At 42.6% G+C, this 18,272-nt stretch carries 20 protein-coding genes; 1 reads left to right on the top strand and 19 read right to left on the bottom strand.

Annotated features, from left to right (window positions below; translation table 11 throughout):
- Positions 1 to 11: 11 nt before the first annotated feature.
- From sdaAB to M2353_RS07890, 3 genes are all read right to left on the bottom strand, one after another.
- On the bottom strand, positions 12 to 674 hold the full coding sequence (gene sdaAB, locus M2353_RS07900) for an L-serine ammonia-lyase, iron-sulfur-dependent subunit beta (protein ID WP_017367229.1): 663 nt from the start codon (positions 672 to 674) through the stop codon (positions 12 to 14).
- A gap of 149 nt (positions 675 to 823) precedes the next feature.
- Complete coding sequence (locus M2353_RS07895; RefSeq protein WP_284725222.1) at positions 824 to 2,497, bottom strand: DAK2 domain-containing protein; 1,674 nt, start codon at positions 2,495 to 2,497, stop codon at positions 824 to 826.
- Between the two features lie 15 nt (positions 2,498 to 2,512).
- Positions 2,513 to 2,875, bottom strand: a complete 363-nt coding sequence (locus tag M2353_RS07890; protein ID WP_008344871.1) for an Asp23/Gls24 family envelope stress response protein — start codon at positions 2,873 to 2,875, stop codon at positions 2,513 to 2,515.
- A gap of 271 nt (positions 2,876 to 3,146) precedes the next feature.
- Here M2353_RS07890 and rpmB point away from each other — a divergent pair, with 271 nt between their 5' ends.
- On the top strand, positions 3,147 to 3,335 hold the full coding sequence (rpmB, locus tag M2353_RS07885) for a 50S ribosomal protein L28 (protein ID WP_003212514.1): 189 nt from the start codon (positions 3,147 to 3,149) through the stop codon (positions 3,333 to 3,335).
- 69 nt (positions 3,336 to 3,404) lie between these two features.
- Here rpmB and spoVM read toward each other — a convergent pair whose 3' ends face one another.
- From spoVM to M2353_RS07805, 16 genes are all read right to left on the bottom strand, one after another.
- Positions 3,405 to 3,485: a stage V sporulation protein SpoVM gene (gene spoVM, locus M2353_RS07880; RefSeq protein ID WP_008354550.1), complete on the bottom strand. Its 81-nt coding sequence runs from the start codon at positions 3,483 to 3,485 to the stop codon at positions 3,405 to 3,407.
- Between the two features lie 71 nt (positions 3,486 to 3,556).
- The gene (locus tag M2353_RS07875) at positions 3,557 to 4,201 is read right to left on the bottom strand and encodes a thiamine diphosphokinase (protein WP_041090541.1); all 645 of its coding nucleotides are present in this window, start codon (positions 4,199 to 4,201) and stop codon (positions 3,557 to 3,559) included.
- Positions 4,202 to 4,260: 59 nt separating this feature from the next.
- Positions 4,261 to 4,911 carry a ribulose-phosphate 3-epimerase gene (gene rpe, locus M2353_RS07870; RefSeq protein WP_017367226.1) on the bottom strand — a complete coding sequence of 217 codons (651 nt, stop codon included), beginning with the start codon at positions 4,909 to 4,911 and terminating at the stop codon, positions 4,261 to 4,263.
- A 3-nt stretch (positions 4,912 to 4,914) separates the two neighbouring features.
- Positions 4,915 to 5,811, bottom strand: coding sequence for a ribosome small subunit-dependent GTPase A (gene rsgA, locus M2353_RS07865; protein ID WP_041090545.1), 897 nt, complete (start codon positions 5,809 to 5,811; stop codon positions 4,915 to 4,917).
- Positions 5,812 to 5,823: 12 nt separating this feature from the next.
- Positions 5,824 to 7,779, bottom strand: a complete 1,956-nt coding sequence (gene pknB, locus M2353_RS07860; RefSeq protein ID WP_025207318.1) for a Stk1 family PASTA domain-containing Ser/Thr kinase — start codon at positions 7,777 to 7,779, stop codon at positions 5,824 to 5,826.
- Positions 7,773 to 8,543 (bottom strand): Stp1/IreP family PP2C-type Ser/Thr phosphatase, encoded by a 771-nt coding sequence (locus M2353_RS07855; RefSeq protein WP_034647887.1) that lies wholly within the window; start codon positions 8,541 to 8,543, stop codon positions 7,773 to 7,775. Before M2353_RS07855 ends, pknB begins: the two co-directional genes overlap by 7 nt.
- 3 nt (positions 8,544 to 8,546) lie before the next feature.
- Positions 8,547 to 9,635, bottom strand: coding sequence for a dual-specificity RNA methyltransferase RlmN (rlmN, locus tag M2353_RS07850; RefSeq protein ID WP_284725221.1), 1,089 nt, complete (start codon positions 9,633 to 9,635; stop codon positions 8,547 to 8,549).
- A gap of 3 nt (positions 9,636 to 9,638) precedes the next feature.
- On the bottom strand, positions 9,639 to 10,982 hold the full coding sequence (rsmB, locus tag M2353_RS07845) for a 16S rRNA (cytosine(967)-C(5))-methyltransferase RsmB (protein ID WP_284725220.1): 1,344 nt from the start codon (positions 10,980 to 10,982) through the stop codon (positions 9,639 to 9,641).
- On the bottom strand, positions 10,969 to 11,922 hold the full coding sequence (fmt, locus tag M2353_RS07840; RefSeq protein WP_268416695.1) for a methionyl-tRNA formyltransferase: 954 nt from the start codon (positions 11,920 to 11,922) through the stop codon (positions 10,969 to 10,971). Before fmt ends, rsmB begins: the two co-directional genes overlap by 14 nt.
- 5 nt (positions 11,923 to 11,927) lie before the next feature.
- The gene (gene def / locus M2353_RS07835; RefSeq protein ID WP_017359337.1) at positions 11,928 to 12,410 is read right to left on the bottom strand and encodes a peptide deformylase; all 483 of its coding nucleotides are present in this window, start codon (positions 12,408 to 12,410) and stop codon (positions 11,928 to 11,930) included.
- Between the two features lie 15 nt (positions 12,411 to 12,425).
- On the bottom strand, positions 12,426 to 14,834 hold the full coding sequence (priA, locus tag M2353_RS07830) for a primosomal protein N' (RefSeq protein ID WP_284725219.1): 2,409 nt from the start codon (positions 14,832 to 14,834) through the stop codon (positions 12,426 to 12,428).
- On the bottom strand, positions 14,831 to 16,048 hold the full coding sequence (gene coaBC / locus M2353_RS07825) for a bifunctional phosphopantothenoylcysteine decarboxylase/phosphopantothenate--cysteine ligase CoaBC (protein ID WP_047947052.1): 1,218 nt from the start codon (positions 16,046 to 16,048) through the stop codon (positions 14,831 to 14,833). Before coaBC ends, priA begins: the two co-directional genes overlap by 4 nt.
- 115 nt (positions 16,049 to 16,163) lie before the next feature.
- A complete protein-coding gene (gene rpoZ, locus M2353_RS07820) occupies positions 16,164 to 16,367 on the bottom strand; it encodes a DNA-directed RNA polymerase subunit omega (protein WP_008344896.1) in 204 nt (67 codons plus the stop codon).
- A gap of 3 nt (positions 16,368 to 16,370) precedes the next feature.
- The gene (gene gmk, locus M2353_RS07815) at positions 16,371 to 16,985 is read right to left on the bottom strand and encodes a guanylate kinase (RefSeq protein WP_007499680.1); all 615 of its coding nucleotides are present in this window, start codon (positions 16,983 to 16,985) and stop codon (positions 16,371 to 16,373) included.
- Between the two features lie 9 nt (positions 16,986 to 16,994).
- Complete coding sequence (remA, locus tag M2353_RS07810) at positions 16,995 to 17,264, bottom strand: extracellular matrix/biofilm regulator RemA (RefSeq protein ID WP_008344898.1); 270 nt, start codon at positions 17,262 to 17,264, stop codon at positions 16,995 to 16,997.
- Between the two features lie 76 nt (positions 17,265 to 17,340).
- Positions 17,341 to 18,216 carry a YicC/YloC family endoribonuclease gene (locus tag M2353_RS07805; protein WP_007499682.1) on the bottom strand — a complete coding sequence of 292 codons (876 nt, stop codon included), beginning with the start codon at positions 18,214 to 18,216 and terminating at the stop codon, positions 17,341 to 17,343.
- Positions 18,217 to 18,272 lie beyond the last annotated feature (56 nt).

Raw genomic sequence — 18,272 nt, 5'->3', positions numbered from 1 at the left:
CCTCCTTGTTGTTACTCTGCAATTTGTGTGACTTGAATAATGTTTGGCAGCGTCTCAAGCTCTGTTAAAACCGCTGGATCAATATTCTGATCCACTTCAATCGTCATGAGTGCTTCTTGCCCGACCTCTTTACGTGCCACTTCCATATGACCAATGTTGATGGCGAATTTCGCTAACACATTGGCAACTGCTGCAATCGTCCCGTAACGGTCGTTATGAACCACAAGAATGGCCGGGTGATTCCCTGAGAGTCTCAGTTCAAAGCCATTTAATTCTGTGATTTCAATTTTACCTCCGCCAATGGAAATCCCGATTAATTCAAGGCTTCCATTCGCATCTGAAATTTCTACTTTTGCTGTATTTGGATGCGCTGGTACCGCATCTTCTTCTTTAAACTCAATGTCGATTTCTTTGCTTTTTGCAATATCGATCGCTGTTTTAATTCGTTCATCAAATGTATCAAAGTCAAGAACACCGCCGATAATGGCTACATCTGTCCCGTGTCCTTTATACGTATCTTTAAAAGAGCCATAAAACGATACAGTAATTCGTTTCGGTTCTCTTCCGAACAAGCTGCGAGCCACTCTTCCAATACGAGCCGCACCCGCCGTGTGCGAACTTGATGGACCAATCATGACGGGTCCAATAATATCAAACACACTTCTAAATTTCATAGGTCTTCCCCTCTCATCACCAATCACAGATTGGTTTGTTACTCCCTTTAGACTAATGGATTCATTCGATTCCCGCAACTCATTTCACCGATGAACACATAGTAAAAAAATGCAAAAGAAGAAGAAGGGCTTCATGTGCCCTTCTTTCTTTATTCAACAGCCAAAATATATGAATAAAGCGGCTGTTTTCCATCGTGGACTTCAACTTCTACATCTTCAAATGTTTCTTCAATATATGCTTCTAAAGCTTCCATCTCATCAGATGATGCATCTTCCCCTTTGATGATTGTGACAATCTCATCATCTTCTGTCACCATTTGGGTCAAAAGCTCTTTTGCTGCATCTAATTGATTTTTAGCTGTTAAGGTGATTTTTCCATTGTATAGGCCCATATAATCGCCTTTGGCAATGTCGATCCCATCAATTTGAGTATCCCTCACTGCAAAGGTAATTTGACCGCTTTTCACATGATCAATCGCTTCTAACATCGCTGCTTCATTGTCTTTATTTGAAGCTGCTTCATTTAGAGAAAGAAGTGCCGACATTCCTTGAGGAACGGTCTTTGTCGGAATAACAACGACCTCACGACTTGAGACAGTTGCCGCCTGTTTAGCTGCCATGACAATATTAGAATTATTAGGTAAGATAAAGACGGTTTCGGCATGAATGCTATCAATTGCTTTGACAATGTCTTCTGTGCTCGGATTCATTGTCTGTCCGCCTTCAATGACGACGGATGCTCCGATACTTTTAAACAAGTCAGCAATCCCTTCTCCCATTGCGACACTCACTACTCCAAAACGCTGTTTTTCAGCAGCTGTTGCTTTTGGTGCAGCAGGCGAGTGATCTTTTTCTTCATTGACGATCGAGCTATGCTGCTCTCTCATGTTTTCAATTTTCATATTAATTAAGCTGCCGTAGCGCTGTGCATATGATAAGACATCTCCTGGCTGCTCTGCATGAATATGAACTTTTGCAAGCGTATCATCAGATACCACAAGAAGTGAATCTCCGAATTCGCTTAATTCTTCTCTGAAGGCATTTTCGTCAAAGGACTGTTTGTCTTCTTCGAATTTCACCATAAATTCTGTACAATAGCCAAATTCAATATCTTCTGTGTTCATATGGCTTTGTGCACTTTTATGATGCTCTGCACTCACTAATTCTTTTAATGTTGGCAAAGAGGCCGTTTTAGGAGGAAGCTCTTCTCCTCTTAATGAAGCAAGGAAACCTTCATATACACAAAGAAGTCCTTTACCGCCGCTATCTACAACGCCGACTTCTTTTAAAACAGGAAGGAGATCTGGTGTGCGGTCTAGTGATGCTCTTGCTTCCTCAATCGTTAATTCAAGCACACGATCGATTTGGTCTTCTGTTGCTGAAACAGCAACCGCTTTCTTTGCTGCGTCTTTTGCAACCGTTAAGATGGTTCCTTCAATCGGTTTCATGACGGCTTTATATGCTGTATCAACACCAGCCTGCAAGGCAAGTGCAAATTCTTTTGCGTCAATTGTTTCTTTTTGTTCTATATTTTTGCTGAAACCTCTGAAGAGCTGAGACAGGATCACACCTGAGTTTCCTCTTGCCCCCATTAACAGCCCTTTCGACAGAGCCACCCCGACCTTACCAATGTGATCGGTATTTGTTTCTTCAACTGCTTTTGCCCCTGAAGTCATTGACAAATTCATATTTGTCCCCGTGTCTCCGTCTGGCACTGGAAAAACATTTAACGCATCAACAATTTGTGCGTTTTGAGAAAGATGGTGAGCACCTGCAAGAATCATTTTTGCAAATGTGCGGCCACCCAGATTTCTAATAGACAATATATTTCCTCCTTACTACGGGTTCGTAACTTTTACTCCTTGTACATAAATGTTGACTGAGTCAACTGAAAGTCCAATCGTGTGATGAATCGTATATTTGACTTTCGTTTGAACATTATGTGCGACTTCTGATATTTTTGTACCGTAGCTGACGATGATGTACATATCAATATGAATGCGATCTTCTTTTTGACGCACAAGAACACCCCGGCTGAAGTTCTCTTTGCGGAGAATATCCGTCAAGCCGTCCTTTATTTGATTTTTGGACGCCATGCCAACAATACCATAGCAATCGATCGCAGCGCCTCCTGCCACCATTGCAATGACTTCATTTGATATATCAATTTGTCCGTATTTCGTTCTAAGTTCAATGGACACATTGGTTCCCCCTTTTTGAGAAATTGCCCTGAGTTATCACTATTTTACTATAAGACCCTTCTTTTTAAAAGAAATCATTCAATCCGACCCAATCCTACTTATACTATAGCCTTGATTTTTTATCAAGATGTCAAGGTATTTTTCTTGAAAGAGGAGTAAACAATCCTTGCAAACCCCTTGAAGCTGTGGTAAATTATTAAAGTATCTTGAGGCATCTCTAAGTACGTATATGAAGAATATGATGATGTTTTCGCAGTTAGGAGGGAAACAAATGGCACGTAAATGCGTTATTACAGGCAGAAAAACAAAAGCTGGGAACAACCGTTCTCACGCAATGAACTCTACAAAACGTACATGGGGCGCGAACCTTCAAAAAGTTCGTATTCTAGTGGACGGTAAGCCTAAAAGAGTATATGTATCAGCTCGAGCTTTGAAATCTGGTAAAGTTGAGCGTGTATAAGCAAGAGTAAACGCCTGCTACATTTAACTGTAGCAGGCGTTTTTATGTGGAAATAAAGGAGATTACTCATTAATCTTTCTTAAATGAACCAAGCATCGCACGGACAATGCCGCCAAGAAATCTAGGCAGTTTGATTGTATAAAATTTCATTTTGTCCCCCTCCTAAAAGTACCGCTTGCAGCACAATTGAGCTTAATCAGCCATCCACATTGATAGGTTGGTCAATCTTTGCTTCTTACCATTATTAATATGCCTTCATGAAAAGAAAAAGTACCATTTGAGTGGATGAGTTCGTTACTAATACATAGTGTGGAACCAGGCTCAATATGACAATTTTTCAGAGGATATTTGAAACCTTTTAATGTCAGCTTTTCAACCGATGTACCGAAAGGCAAAAACGACACATATTTTTTATCCAGGTCTTGTTTGATTTCGTATGTACCAGGTCCAAACATTTGAATGATATTTTGTTTATCTACAAGGGTCATGCTCTGTTTGTGCTGAATGCCTTTGTAAAGGAGATGGATATTCCCAAGAAAATGATCTGCTCTTCCGCCTGTGATGCCGTAAATTTGAATATGTGCTGGATTCTGACGCAAAGACCAGTTCAGCGCAAGTTCTAAATCCGTTTCATCTTTCTCTGCCTGAAATAGATTGAGTGCAGGCAATTTCTTTTTCAGTTCATGAAGCTCTTCTTCTGTCACACTATCAAAATCACCAAATGCTCTGTCAGGTACAATGCCGTGCTCTAGTAAGAAAAGGGTTCCCCGATCTACGCCGACCCAGAGAATGTCCTCCTCAGATGCTTCATGATCAAGCGGCGGGATGTACGCAAAAGGACCGCCGGCTACGATATGTATGTGCATGATTACGCTCCTCTCCATTGAAAAAGAACCAAAGTCATTGTGATCTTTGGTTCTTTTTCTTATGCTTCTCGAATGGCCTGAATGGCCGCCGCGCGGTCATCTTTCCCATATACCGCTGAGCCGGCAACAAGTAGATTAGCGCCTGCTTCTTTGCAGCTCTTTGCTGTCTCTACATTGACACCGCCATCTATTTCAATGAGTAAATCAGTTAAGCCTTTTTGTTCACTAAGTGTCTTTACTTCTTTTACCTTTGAGAGAACAGAAGGAATAAACGCCTGTCCTCCAAAACCAGGGTTCACCGTCATGAATAAGACAAGGTCAACATCCTCTAATACATGCGCGATTTGAGAAACGGGTGTGTGCGGGTTTAAAACGACCCCTGCTTTGACACCTTGTTCTTTTATATGCTGAATCGTGCGATGTAAGTGTGGACACGCCTCAACATGAACAGAAATAATATCAGCGCCCGCTTTTGCAAATGCAGGGATATACTGGTCTGGCTGCTCAATCATTAAGTGAACATCGAGCGGCAGCTTTGTATGCGGCCTGATCGCCTCCACTACATTTGGTCCAAATGTCATATTCGGCACAAAATGACCGTCCATCACATCAATATGAATATAATCCGCTCCACCTTGTTCCACATCACGGATATCTTTCTCCAGATTGGCAAAATCGGCTGATAAAATGGATGGGGCAATATAAACCATGATTTAGTACCTCGGCTTTCTGTCTTTAATTTCAGTTAAAAACTCTAAATAATGCTGATAGCGATACTCTCTGATGCGATCGTGTTCTACCGCCTCTTTTACCGCACATCCAGGCTCTTTTACGTGCAAACAGCCCCTGAATTTACATTCTGCACTCTTCTCTCTGATTTCTAAGAAATAGAGCCCTAAATCTTCCGCTTCGATACCTGTAAATTCAAGCGAGCTAAATCCTGGTGTATCGGCAATGAGCCCTTCAGCCGTTCGAATGAGTTCCACATGTCTTGTTGTATGTTTCCCCCTGCCAAGATGGGAGGAAATATCATTTGTTTTCAGTGCTAAATCAGGACTCATCGCATTTAAGAGGGAAGACTTCCCTACACCCGATTGACCTGCAAATACAGTAATCTTGTGATGGAAATACGGGGTCAGCTTTTCAATTCCATCCCCTTCGATCGTCGATGTTAAATGAACGTCGTATCCAATTTGGCGATAGTCTTCTGCATAGGCTTGAATCGTTTCTCGCTCTTGCTCTGTTTTCAGCAAGTCCATTTTTGTGATGCAGATAATCGGTTCAATCTGGCTCTCTTCAACAAGCACTAGGAATCTGTCTAACAGCGATGTACTAAAGGTCGGCTCTGCTGCTGAGAAAACGAGCACCGCTTGATCAACGTTGCTAATAGGCGGGCGAATCAGCTCATTGGTCCGCTCTTTTACTTCCAGCAAATAGCCTTCCTTATCGTTATCTGCTTGATAGACGACATAATCTCCAACAAGCGGGGTTATTTTGTTTTTACGAAAAATCCCTCTTGCTCTACACTGAATTACTTTGCCACTTTCTAGAGACTCATCCAGCACATAATAAAATCCGCTTAATGCTTTAATAATTTTGCCCTCAGGCATAAAGTCCCTCCTTTATTCATCATCAGGGTATTCAATCGTTTTGGAGCTCACTACTTTATCATCCACTGTCACCTGATAGTATCCTTTTTGACCAGGTTCTATCTTAAATTTAATCGTTCGCTCAGTGGGCGCAGTGATTTTAAAGGTTTCATATAAATCAGAAATGCTATGTTCTGCGTCATCAATAGATATTTGAACATTCATTTCTTGTCCTTCTGTTTCTGGTTCATACGGGATCGCAATCTTTTCAGTCACCGTTTTAGCCGGTTTCTCTTTTGGGCCAAGAGAGAACGTAATTTTAACCGTATCACCAGGTTTAACAGCTGTCCCCGCTCCTGGTTCCTGCTTCATGACCTCACCTTTTGGCACATCGTCAGAATATGCTTCTTTTTCATCTAGCTTTAGTCCATTATCCTCTAGATAATTTGATGCGGCCTGTTTACTATACGTCGTTAAATCCCGTAAGGTAATATCGGCAGGGCCTATACTGACGGTCAATGTGACTTCTTCATCTGCTGCGACAAGTTCTGTATTCGCGGAAGGTTTCTGTTCCATGACAATGCCTGATTCTGTGTCATTATCATTCACTTCCTCCACAACAACCTGTTTAAACCCTTTTTTCTCTAATAGTTCTTTTGCTTTCTCGACCTTTTCACCTGTTACATCAGGTAATTCGGTTTTTTCTTTACCTGTACTTTGATAAAGCTGAATTTCTGTCCCTTCTTTTACCTTCGTTCCGATTTTCGGGTCTGTTTTGACAACCAGCCCTTTTTCAATCTTCTCGTCGGCAATATCAATGGGTTCAGAAGCGACGGTAAATCCGGCTTTCTTCAAGGTATCTTCCGCTTTTTCAACCGTCATGCCAGAAACATCGGTCACCTCTACATCCTTTGGAAAGAGTAATCCTGGGAAGACCGTGATCGCTAAAATGGTCGCAGCCGTCAAAACAAATAAGATCGACGCTACAATCCACGGCCATTTTTTCCGTTTTTTCTTCGGTTTTTGTTTCTCTTTTTTCTTTGGTTTTTGAACCGGGTGGACGGCTGTTTTTTCATTGTCTTGATCGACTTGATGGTCTTTTATAATAGGAATGGCTTTTGTTGCTTCATGATCTTCTTCAATGACAAAGCGCTTTTCTTTTAGTCTTGCAGGGTCAAAAGCCGTTTTTAAGTCTTTTTGCATTTCAGATGCATCTTCGTATCGATAGAATGGATCTTTGGCCATCGCCTTTAAGATGATGTTCTCCACGCTTTGTGGTACAGAAGGATTCCACCTTCTCACAGATGGCGGCTCTGATTGCAAATGCTTCAGTGCGACACTGACAGCGGATTCTCCTTCAAATGGCATGCGTCCTGAAATCAGCTCATAAAGAACAATACCAAGTGAATAAATGTCTGACTTTTTCGTTGCAAGACCGCCGCGCGCTTGCTCTGGGGACAAATAATGCACGGAACCAAGAACAGAATTCGTATGGGTAATGGTCGCTGAGCTAAGTGCCATGGCAATGCCAAAATCAGTGACTTTGATATTCCCCAAGTTGTCTATTAATATATTGTGAGGCTTAATGTCTCTGTGGACGAGCTGTTTCGCATGGGCTTCTTCCATCGCCGCAACGACTTGCTCCATGATGCGAACGGCTTCTTTTGGATGAAGCGGTCCATTGGCGTGTATGTATTCTTTCAGCGTCATCCCCTCGACATATTCCATGACAATATAATAAATGTCATCTTCTTCCCCTACATCGTAGATACTGACAATATTCGGATGATCTAAGCTGGCTGCTGATTGCGCTTCTCTCCGGAACCGTCTAATAAAATCATCATCGCTTGCAAAGTCAAACCGTAAAATTTTAATCGCCACTTCGCGATCTAAAATCATATCCTCCGCCAAATAAACGTTGGCCATTCCGCCTCCGCCTATGGCGCGAAGAATTTGATAACGGCCGCTGATCCTTTTTCCGATCAACACTTGCTGTCACCCTCCTCTGTTTGGGAGGAGATTTCTAACAGTACTGCTGTAATGTTATCTTCACCGCCGTTGTCATTCGCTGTTTGAACTAACTCTGTTACTTTTTCATCTGGTGCGGTTGTTTGCGATAAAATCTGAATCAAATGTTCTTCTTCTACTTTATTCGATAATCCGTCTGAACAAAGCAAAATTTGATCTCCTGGATCCACTTCAAAAGTTCGTGCATCAATTTGAACGTGTTTATCTGTTCCTAACGCTTTGGTCAGCACATTTTTTCTTGGATGATATTCTGCATCCGCTTTTGAAATCTCTCCTGTTTTCACTAACTCATTCACTAGTGAGTGATCATCTGTTAATTGGGTCAGCGCGCCTTCTCTTAGCAAATAGCAGCGGCTGTCACCAATATGGGCAATTGTGACCGTTTGCAAATGCACGAGCGCACAAACGATGGTCGTCCCCATGCCTTGGCATTCCTCATTGTTTTTCGCATGTTCGTATACTTGGTCATTAATGTCGCTAATTTTTGAGATTAACCAATTTTCTTGATCGGCTGGTTTATTTGGAATTGAAGATGTTTCCTGCCAGTATTCTTTTAAAGAAGAAACTGCCATCTTGCTGGCTACATCACCAGCAAGATGACCTCCCATTCCATCTGCTACAACAGCTAGAAGTGTGTCTTCTTTTGCTTCAAAAATACCTGCATCATCTTCATTATGCTGACGGACTTTTCCTGTATCGGTTTGAAAGGCTGCCCTTATCAACATTCGTCACCTCGTCTCTTCCTGACGCTCCTTCGCTCTTAGCTGACCGCAAGCAGCATCAATATCATGGCCTTGCTCTCGTCTAATCGTTACGTTTACGCCTCGTTCTTTCAGCGTTTTTTCAAATAGGAAGATTTGTTCTCTTGATGTTCTCACGTAATCTCTTTCTGGTACATAGTTCACCGGGATGAGGTTTACATGGCATTTGATTCCTTTTAATAAATCAGCAAGTTCTTCTGCGTGATGAACTTGATCATTGACTCCGCCAAACAGACCGTATTCAAAGCTCACGCGTCTGCCTGTTTTTTGAATGTAGTATTCAATAGCTTCCATTAATTTTGGCAGCTTGTATGCCTTATTGATTGGCATGAGGCGGCTTCGAATTTCAGTATTTGGTGCGTGCAGGGAGACAGCAAAGTTGATTTGCATTTGCTCATCCGCAAATTGATAAATCTTTGGAATGATCCCGCTCGTCGAAACCGTAATATGACGTGCTCCAATATTTAAGCCGTTATCATGGTTAATGATCTTAAGGAATGCAAGCATTTCATCAAAGTTATCAAACGGTTCGCCAATTCCCATGATGACAACTGAGCTGACGCGTTCATCTGTTTCATCAAGCGCCTGTTGTACTTTCAATACTTGGGCCACAATTTCTCCCGCCTCAAGGTTACGTTTCAATCCACCAAGTGTAGATGCACAGAATGTACAGCCAATCCGGCAGCCAACCTGTGTTGTGACGCAGACAGAGTTGCCGTATTCGTGGCGCATTAGCACGGTTTCAATGGTATAGCCATCGTGTAATTCAAATAAGAACTTGATCGTTCCATCTTGAGATGTTTGTTTGATCACTGTTTTTAAAGTCGTGATGGCGAATTGATCTTTTAATTTTTCTCTTAATTCCTTTGAAAGGTTAGACATTTCATCAAAGGATGTGACGCGTTTTTCATAAAGCCACTCGAAAATTTGTGTTGCACGGAAAGGCTTTTCGCCTTGTTCCTTTAACCAGTCTTTGATTTCATTTAGCTCAAATGAGTAGATCGACGGCATGTCTGTTTTCAGTTCTTTTCTTACTTTTTGTTTTTGTTCTGTCATTTTTTATCCCTTCTTTCTCATGCTGCAAATAAAGAAACCATCTGTTCCGAAATAATGAGGAAGTATTTGTACACTTCCGTTTTGAACAAACGGAGCAACCTGCTCAGGCAGCCGTTCATTAAGAGATAGATCGGGTTCGAAGTCTTGGTGTTCTTGTAAAAACGCATGAATCACTTGTTGATTTTCTGTTGGATCCATTGTACATGTACTGTATACAAGGGTTCCGCCTGGCTTTAGCAGCTGGGCTGTTTCATGCAAGATCGATTGCTGAATTGTCGCAAGTCTTGCTGAGTCTTCCGAGGACTTTGTATATTTCATATCTGGTTTTCGTCTGATGACGCCAAAACCTGAACATGGTGCATCAATGAGAATACGGTCAAACGAAGCATCATCATAATGGTCGGATGCTTTTCTTGCATCAAGCGCTTTTGCCTCAATATGCGTTAAGTTCAGACGCTTTGCCGCCTGTTTGATCAGTTTTACTTTGTGCTCATGTAAATCAAGAGACACAATGTTCCCCTCATCGTTCATTCGCTCTGCGATATGTGTTGATTTACCACCAGGGGCGGCACAGGCATCAAGCACCATTTCTCCCGGCTGAGGGTCCAGCGCTCTTGCGACAAGCATGGAGCTTTCATCTTGGATCGTGACAAAGCCCTCTTGAAAGAAAGGAGTGGATACGATAGATCCTTTCATGAGTTTGAGTGCATCCTCAGAGAGATCGCCGAGCTCTGTCTCAATTCCTGCATCCATGAGTTCTTGCTGCAGTGCAGTGCGGTTTTTTTTCATTTGATTGACACGCAATGTCTGCTTTGGCGGGACTAAATGAATACGGCACATGCTTTCTGCTGCTTCAAAACCGTACGCCTCCACCCATTCTTGTACGAGCCACAATGGATGGCTTGTCTCAACCGATAGCCGCTTGACCGGATCTTTGATCGCATCAAATGATGGCACGCCTTCTCTTTGCACAGAACGAAGAACGCCGTTGACTAGTGAAGAAATACCTTTATGTCCGCGCTTTTTCGTTAGTTCCACTGCTTCGTGGATGGCTGCACGATCTGGAATTTTTTCAAGATAAACCATCTGATAAAGAGACATACGCAAAAGCTGCATCACCCATGGAGCCACTTTTTGCGGTTTTTTCACAAAGGGTATGAGCATATAATCAAGTGCCAGCTTGTTTTGCAGTGTACCGTATACAAGTTCTGTTAATAGCGGTTTGTCTTGATCGGAGAGTTCTTTCTCTTTCATCACTGACTGCAAAAGCAAGTTACTGTAGGATTGATTTTGTTCGAGTTTGATTAAAGCGTCTAGCGCTACTTCTCTCACATTACTTTTCTTCATTGATTAGCCCTAATTTCTGTCCAATTTCGATATTTGCGCCTCTTAAGAAGTCTTCACCGCTCATTTTTTTCTTTCCAGCCGGCTGTACACTCGTTAATAAAAGGCCTAGCTGATTTCCTGTTCCAACGACTGGTCCTTCTTTTTGAAGCTCAATCACTTTCCCAGGTTCTTCTGGTGCTTGAAGCGGAACTTTTTTCGCTTCCCATACTTTTAAGTTAGCACCGTTCCATTCAGTATAGGCAACTGGCCATGGATTTAAGCCACGAACTTGGTTGTAAAGCTCTTCTCCTGGCTTGGTCCAGTCTAACCTTTCCTGCTCCCGCTTAATATTTGGTGCATACGTTGCTGCCTCTTCATTTTGCGGAATTGGCGAGATAGACCTGCTTAACACATTTGGAACTGTGTCTTTTAATAAGGCCGCACCAGCCACACTTAATTTATCATGCAGTGTTCCGACGTTGTCTAATTCATCAATTTCTACTTCTACTTTGCTAATCATGTCACCTGCATCAAGCTTTTCTACCATATACATGATCGTCACGCCTGTTTTCTTTTTGCCTTGCAGGATCGCATAATGGATCGGTGCACCGCCTCTTAGTTCTGGCAGCAGTGAGGCATGAACATTGATACAGCCAAATTCAGGTTCATCAAGTAATCTTTTTGGCAAAATTTGTCCGAACGCTGCTGTTACGATCAAATCTGGCTTTAACGCAAGCACTTTATCAATTTCTTCATCAAGACGTACCTTTTCAGGCTGTAAAACTGGAATGCCGTGTTTTAAGGCTTCTACTTTTACAGGAGGCGGTGTGAGCACTCGTTTTCTGCCTTTCGGGCGATCTGGCTGCGAGACGACCCCGACAACTTCGTATCCTTCTGTTATAAGTGTTTGCAGCACAGGTACTGAGAAATCAGGGGTTCCCATAAATACGATACGTGCCATTTTCTTCACCCTTCCATTTCCGCAAGTTCTTTTTCTGTATATGTTTGAATGATCTTCGACGTGAATAATACGCCGTCTAAGTGATCAATTTCATGCAATAAAGCTCTTGCTAAAAATCCTTCTGCTTCTATTGTAAATGGTTTGCCTTTCTTATCAAAGGCTTTCACCTTCACATAATTTGGTCTTTCAACCGTTCCGTACAAAGATGGAAAGCTCAGGCAGCCTTCAATGTCTGTCTGGCTCCCTTCCACTTCAAGAATCTCAGGATTTACTAAGTCAATCCTCCCAGAATCTTCTCCGATATCGACCACGGCGATTCTTTTTGAGATGCCGATTTGTGGTGCGGCTAGGCCGACTCCATCTAGTTCAAGCATTGTATCATACATATCATCCAGCAGTTTTTTCAGTTTTTTATCGAATGTATCAACAAGCTCTGTTTGTTGTTCAAGCACGTCTGCAGGATGTAAGACTATCGGTTTGATTGCCACGAAAAGACCTCCGTTTTACATCATCATATATGGATTCATATCGATTGATATCATCAACTGTTTTTGTTCCATTTCTTTTTGATAATGATCTTGTATTTTTCGTAATAAACTTGCCAGTTCATTTTCCCTTTTGTATTTTATCACGCATTGATATCGATATCTATCTTTGATCTTAGCGATCGGAGAAGCAGCAGGACCGAGAATTCTTGTATTCGGTGCACAATTCATTTTCAGGAACTGAACAATTTTGTCTGTGACATGCGCTGCCTTCGTCACTTCTTCATGTGATACAGTCACCATCGCCAAAAAATAAAATGGCGGATAGGACTGATGACGACGGTGCAACATCTCCTGCTCATAAAAGGCTTCATAATCATGCTGTTTGGTTAATTCAATACTATAATGCGAAGGTGTATATGATTGAATAATGACTGACCCCGCTTTTTCATGACGTCCCGCACGTCCGCTTACTTGTGTAAGAAGCTGAAACGTTTTTTCACTTGAACGAAAATCAGGGATGTGAAGAGACGTATCCGCACTAAGGACACCGACAAGTGTAACATCTGGGAAGTCTAATCCTTTTGCAATCATTTGCGTCCCAAGCAGAATGTCTGCTTCTTTATTACCAAAGGACGTGAGAAGCTTTTCGTGCGCACCTTTCCGAGAGGTTGTATCTACATCCATTCGGATGACCCTTGCTTCTGGCAATACCTTCGTCAGCTCTTCTTCCACACGCTGCGTGCCTGTACCAAAATAGCGAATATGCTCACTATGGCATTCTGGACATTCTGCAGGTACAGGAGCTTCGTGACCGCAGTAATGGCACTTCAGCCGTTTTTGAAAGCGGTGATAAGTGAGAGAGATCTCACAATGAGGACATTGTTCCACATATCCGCAATCCCGGCACATCACAAAGGATGAATAACCTCTTTTATTGAGAAATAAAACCGCCTGCTCTTTCCTTTCAAGTACTTCTTTTAACCTGAGCATTAATTCTTCTGAGAACATGGAGCGGTTGCCGTTTCTTAATTCTTCTCTCATATCAATTAACGAAACGTGCGGCAGCTGCTGCTGATTGACGCGCCGTTTGAGCGTCAGCAGTGTATACACACCCTTTTTCGCACGCGCATATGACTCAAGTGAAGGCGTTGCACTGCCTAATACAACCGGACATTGGTGCCGCCCTGCTCGTTCAATGGCCACATCTTTCGCATGATACCGAGGCATTTCTTCTTGTTTATATGACGATTCGTGTTCTTCATCTATAATGATCATTCCTAGATTCTCAAACGGGGCAAAAACAGCCGATCTTGCGCCAACGACAAGTTTGACTTCCTTGCGGTGGATTTTCCGCCATTCATCGTATTTTTCCCCAGTCGATAAGCCGCTATGAAGGACAGCCACATTGGAGCCGAAGCGCTCTTTAAAACGCTGGACCATTTGAGGCGTTAATGAAATTTCAGGAACTAGGACGATCGCTTCTTTTCCCTTTTGGAGGACATGATCAATCGTCTGTAAATAAATTTCGGTTTTACCGCTTCCTGTGACCCCGTGCAGTAAAAACGTTTCATGTTTTTCATCGCTCACTGCTTGATGAATGGGTTTTGCCGCTTCTGCTTGCTCTGTTGTGAGATCAAGAGGAGTAGATGGTGTAAACTTTCTGTCCCGATAAGGATCTCGATAAATCTCTTCATAGCTTTCTGTTAACAGGCCTTCTTGAATCAAGGCTTTTAGCGTTTGAGAACTAGCGCCTGTTTGCTGCTGCAAATCTTTTGCTAAAAACGTCGTTTCATTCGCTTGAAATAAAAAGGTAAGCAGCGCCTTCTGTTTCACCGCATTTTTCTTTAACTGCTTCTGTTTTTCTTCAAGTTTTTCTTTCGTAACTGCTACCTGAAGTGTCCGCACCTTTTTCTTTCCGGATTTTTGTGAGACGTGATATCTGACTTCTAGATGGCCTTTTTGGACATGCTTTTGAATAGGCTTCAGCTGTTCAGGCAGAATGTCAGCGTAAAGGATGCTCTCTTGCTGACCGAAAAGCTCTTTCAATGACTGCGGAAGTTCCTCAGCTGATAACACCTGAATTTCTTTTTCATATTTGGCTTTCATCGCTGCTGGAAGCATCGATTGAAGCGCCGTAATATGATAGGACAATGTTTTTTCCGTCAGCCAGTGGGAAAGCTCCAATAGCTCATCTGTCAGAACAGGAGATAAATCAAATAAATCGACAATGTCCTTGATGTTTCCTGACTGTACGTCTGTTTCTTCTTTGATTTTTGTCACAAACCCTTGAATCTTCCTTGGGCCAAAAGGAACCACTACCCTCATACCAGCCTTGACAAGGCCTTTAAAGCGGTCTGGCACACGATAGTCAAATGGCCTGTCAATGGCTTTCGTTGTGACATCGACGATCACTTCAGCAATCATGCTCGATCACGCTCTTTTGGCAGCAGCTGCTTTGCCTCCTGTAAGATTTCAAAGGCAAGATCTTTTTTGCTCATCATTGGCAGCTCTTTTTTTGTTCCGTCTGCTTTGATCAATGCTGCGACATTTGTATCTGTGCCAAAGCCTGCGCCCTCTGCTGCAACATTGTTCGCGACAATCATATCTAAATGCTTGGATTCGATTTTCTTTTTCGCATAGTATTCAACATCCTGCGTCTCAGCTGCAAAGCCGACTAGGACCTGATGTTCTTTTCTTTTCCCAAGCTCTTTTAAAATATCTTTCGTCCGCTTAAATTCAACCGCTAGTTCACCGTCTTGTTTTTTCATTTTATGAGAATACGTCGTGACAGGCGTATAATCGGCAACGGCTGCTGATTTAATCACTATATCCGCTGTCTCGTATACATTTAACGCTGCTTGATACATCTCCTCAGCCGATTCCACTTGCACTACATCCACATGCTCAGGTGCAGTTAACGAAACAGGTCCTGAAATGAGCGTGACATCAGCGCCCATTTGCTCGGCAGCTTCTGCAATGGCATAGCCCATTTTCCCAGAAGATCGATTTGAAAGGAAACGAACAGGGTCGATCACTTCTCGTGTAGGACCAGCTGTGACCACGACTTTTTTACCTGAAAGCGGCAAGCTGGTTGGCTCATCAAAAAACGCACGGATGTGTTCAACAATTTTTTCAGGCTCCTCTAAGCGTCCTTTTCCAATGTAGCCGCATGCTAAATAGCCTTCACTTGGCTCTATAAACCGGTAGCCGTCTTCATATAAAGTGCGGATGTTCCGCTTGACAGCTGGATGGTCATACATGTGCACATTCATAGCCGGTGCAACCCATACAGGAGCTGTTGAAGCAAGCAAGGTCGTTGTGAGCATATCATCAGCAAGTCCTGCGGCCATTTTACCAATGGTATGTGCTGTTGCAGGGGCAACAAGAATGAGATCGGCCCAGTCAGCTACATCAATATGCGCAATGACTTTTGGATTATTTTCTTTAAATGTATCCACATACACCTCATGCCGAGATAGGGCTTGAAAGGTGAGCGGAGACACAAACTCACGGGCAGATTCTGTCATAATCACTCTTACGTTTGCGCCTGCCTGTACGAGTTTACTAGTGAGTGCAGCTGCTTTATATACGGCGATTCCTCCGCTGACGCCGAGCAAAATATTTTTTGACTGTAACATTTGTTTGTCCCCCTTAACGGCCTTTTTCACAAATTCGTCTACAATTCAAAAAAGTCAAAACCAATCATAGTTTTGACTTTTTTGAACGTATCGTATCTGCATAGCAGAAGCGATGTTATTCTTGCTCTTCTTTTTCAAATGTCAAAAGACCAGCATCGATTTCTTCAAGAGCTTTCCCTACAAATTTGTAGGATTTTGTGTTTTCGATTTGTTGATCTTGATGGATTTGCATTTCACGTGCACGGCGTGCAGACACTGTGACAAGTGTATATTTTGAGTCAAGTTTGTTCATCAATGAGTCAATTGAAGGATCTAACATGGTTTATTCTACCCCCAGCATTTTTTTATATCTTGGTGCGACTCTGTCTCTTCGCAGGTGCTCTGCAAGGACGATCGCTTTAATTCTTTCACATGCAAGCTCGACATCGTCGTTTTCAACGACATAGTCATAAGCATCCATCATTTCAATTTCTTCTTTTGCAGCAGCCATTCGGTTACGGATGAGATCCTCAGATTCTGTCCCGCGTGTAATAATGCGGTTTTGAAGTTCTGAAAGACTTGGCGGTGCAAGGAAAATAAAGAGACCTTCCGGGAATGCTTCTCTTACTTGAAGTGCACCTTGCACTTCGATTTCAAGGAAAACATCTTTTCCTTCGCTCAATGTTTGTTCTACATAGTCAACAGGCGTGCCGTAGTAATTCCCGACATATTCTGCCCATTCTAACAGCTTTTTGTTTTCAATCATATGTTCAAATTCTTCCCTGGTTTTAAAGAAATAATCAACACCATTTCTTTCACCTTCACGCGGTTTGCGGGTTGTCACAGAAATAGAGTATTCAAATTTCGTATCTTCCTGGGAGAAAATGGCTTGTCTGACCGTTCCTTTTCCAACTCCCGAAGGTCCAGAGAGAACGATTAAAAGTCCTCTTTCTTTCATAATGGCGTATTACCCCTGCCCTTCATCTATGATTTCTTCTTTTACAGAAAGTCTTTGCGCGACAGTCTCAGGCTGAACGGCAGATAAGATGACATGGTCACTGTCCATAATGACAACAGCACGGGTTCTTCTTCCGTATGTCGCATCAATGAGCATGCCTCGATCTCTTGCGTCTTGTATCATTCGTTTAATCGGTGCTGATTCCGGACTGACGATCGAAATCATCCGATTCGCTGAAATGATGTTTCCAAATCCGATATTGATCAACTTTATGGTCATCTTCTTTCGTCCCCCTGTAATATAAACGTCTCTAGTCTCGCCGAAAGAGACGCACTGTAAACAGCATACACAATGACTATTCTATATTTTGCACTTGTTCTTTTATTTTTTCAATAGCGCTTTTCATTTCAACCACCAGCTTTGTTAAATGGTGATGGTTTGCTTTTGATCCAATCGTGTTCACTTCACGGTTGAGCTCCTGTACAAGAAAGTCAAGCTTTCGTCCGGCAGCGCCGCCTTGCGTCAAAATTTGCTGAAACTGCTGAAAATGACTTTTCAGCCTGGTAATCTCTTCTGTAATGTCACAGCGATCAGCAAAGATGGCCGCCTCTGTGGTCAGTCTGCTCTCTTCAAGCGCCTCTCCGATCCATTCTTGCAATCTTTGATTCAATCGTTCTTTGTACTGACTCACAACCTCTGGTGCAAACACTTTGATTTCTTCTGTAAATGCCTCGAGTTCTGACAGCCTGAGTTCACAGTCTTTTTGAAGTGATGTTCCCTCCTGCTCTCTCATGAAGCAAAGCTCCTTGACAGCTTCTTCACAAGTGTCAATCAGCAAATGCTCCAGCTGCTCATTTCGGCTGACTGACTCTTCCACCTGAACAGCCTGTTCCAGCTTCAGTAAGTCATGTGCATGCTGAATACCTGAAATATGATAGCGGTCCTCAAGGTCTTTTGCGGCTTTCATATATTCATCAAGCAGCGGCCAGTCAATCTGTAAAGACCGGCTTGCAAGTTTACCGCCTTCAATCGTAACAAACAGCTCAATTCGACCGCGCTGCACGTGACGAAGAATGATTTTTTTTAATGTATCTTCGAAATATAAAAGCGGCCTCGGCAAACGGGCATGAACCTCTTTAAAACGGTGATTGACCGATTTTAGCTCAACTGACACTGTCAGTTCTCCATCCGTTTTACTCGCTTGGCCGAATCCCGTCATACTGCGTATCATGTGAAAACACCCAATTCTTTCATATTAATAAAATGAAAAAGGTAATAGCAGACACT

It is taken from the genome of Bacillus aerius (assembly GCF_029894105.1).
Classification (GTDB): Bacteria; Bacillota; Bacilli; order Bacillales; family Bacillaceae; genus Bacillus; species Bacillus altitudinis.
This window is presented reverse-complemented; position numbering and strand designations above follow the sequence as displayed.

What these genes read in the sequence shown, in the direction of transcription:
- sdaAB (WP_017367229.1), bottom strand. Translation starts at nt 674, where the DNA reads ATGAAATTTAGAAGTGTGTTTGATATTATTGGACCCGTCATGATTGGT.
- rpmB (WP_003212514.1), top strand. Translation starts at nt 3,147, where the DNA reads ATGGCACGTAAATGCGTTATTACAGGCAGAAAAACAAAAGCTGGGAAC.
- spoVM (WP_008354550.1), bottom strand. Translation starts at nt 3,485, where the DNA reads ATGAAATTTTATACAATCAAACTGCCTAGATTTCTTGGCGGCATTGTC.
- M2353_RS07875 (WP_041090541.1), bottom strand. Translation starts at nt 4,201, where the DNA reads ATGCACATACATATCGTAGCCGGCGGTCCTTTTGCGTACATCCCGCCG.
- rpe (WP_017367226.1), bottom strand. Translation starts at nt 4,911, where the DNA reads ATGGTTTATATTGCCCCATCCATTTTATCAGCCGATTTTGCCAATCTG.
- rsgA (WP_041090545.1), bottom strand. Translation starts at nt 5,811, where the DNA reads ATGCCTGAGGGCAAAATTATTAAAGCATTAAGCGGATTTTATTATGTG.
- M2353_RS07855 (WP_034647887.1), bottom strand. Translation starts at nt 8,543, where the DNA reads ATGTTGATAAGGGCAGCCTTTCAAACCGATACAGGAAAAGTCCGTCAG.
- rlmN (WP_284725221.1), bottom strand. Translation starts at nt 9,635, where the DNA reads ATGACAGAACAAAAACAAAAAGTAAGAAAAGAACTGAAAACAGACATG.
- rsmB (WP_284725220.1), bottom strand. Translation starts at nt 10,982, where the DNA reads ATGAAGAAAAGTAATGTGAGAGAAGTAGCGCTAGACGCTTTAATCAAA.
- fmt (WP_268416695.1), bottom strand. Translation starts at nt 11,922, where the DNA reads ATGGCACGTATCGTATTTATGGGAACCCCTGATTTCTCAGTACCTGTG.
- priA (WP_284725219.1), bottom strand. Translation starts at nt 14,834, where the DNA reads ATGATTGCTGAAGTGATCGTCGATGTCACAACGAAAGCCATTGACAGG.
- coaBC (WP_047947052.1), bottom strand. Translation starts at nt 16,048, where the DNA reads ATGTTACAGTCAAAAAATATTTTGCTCGGCGTCAGCGGAGGAATCGCC.
- rpoZ (WP_008344896.1), bottom strand. Translation starts at nt 16,367, where the DNA reads ATGTTAGATCCTTCAATTGACTCATTGATGAACAAACTTGACTCAAAA.
- gmk (WP_007499680.1), bottom strand. Translation starts at nt 16,985, where the DNA reads ATGAAAGAAAGAGGACTTTTAATCGTTCTCTCTGGACCTTCGGGAGTT.
- remA (WP_008344898.1), bottom strand. Translation starts at nt 17,264, where the DNA reads ATGACCATAAAGTTGATCAATATCGGATTTGGAAACATCATTTCAGCG.
- M2353_RS07805 (WP_007499682.1), bottom strand. Translation starts at nt 18,216, where the DNA reads ATGATACGCAGTATGACGGGATTCGGCCAAGCGAGTAAAACGGATGGA.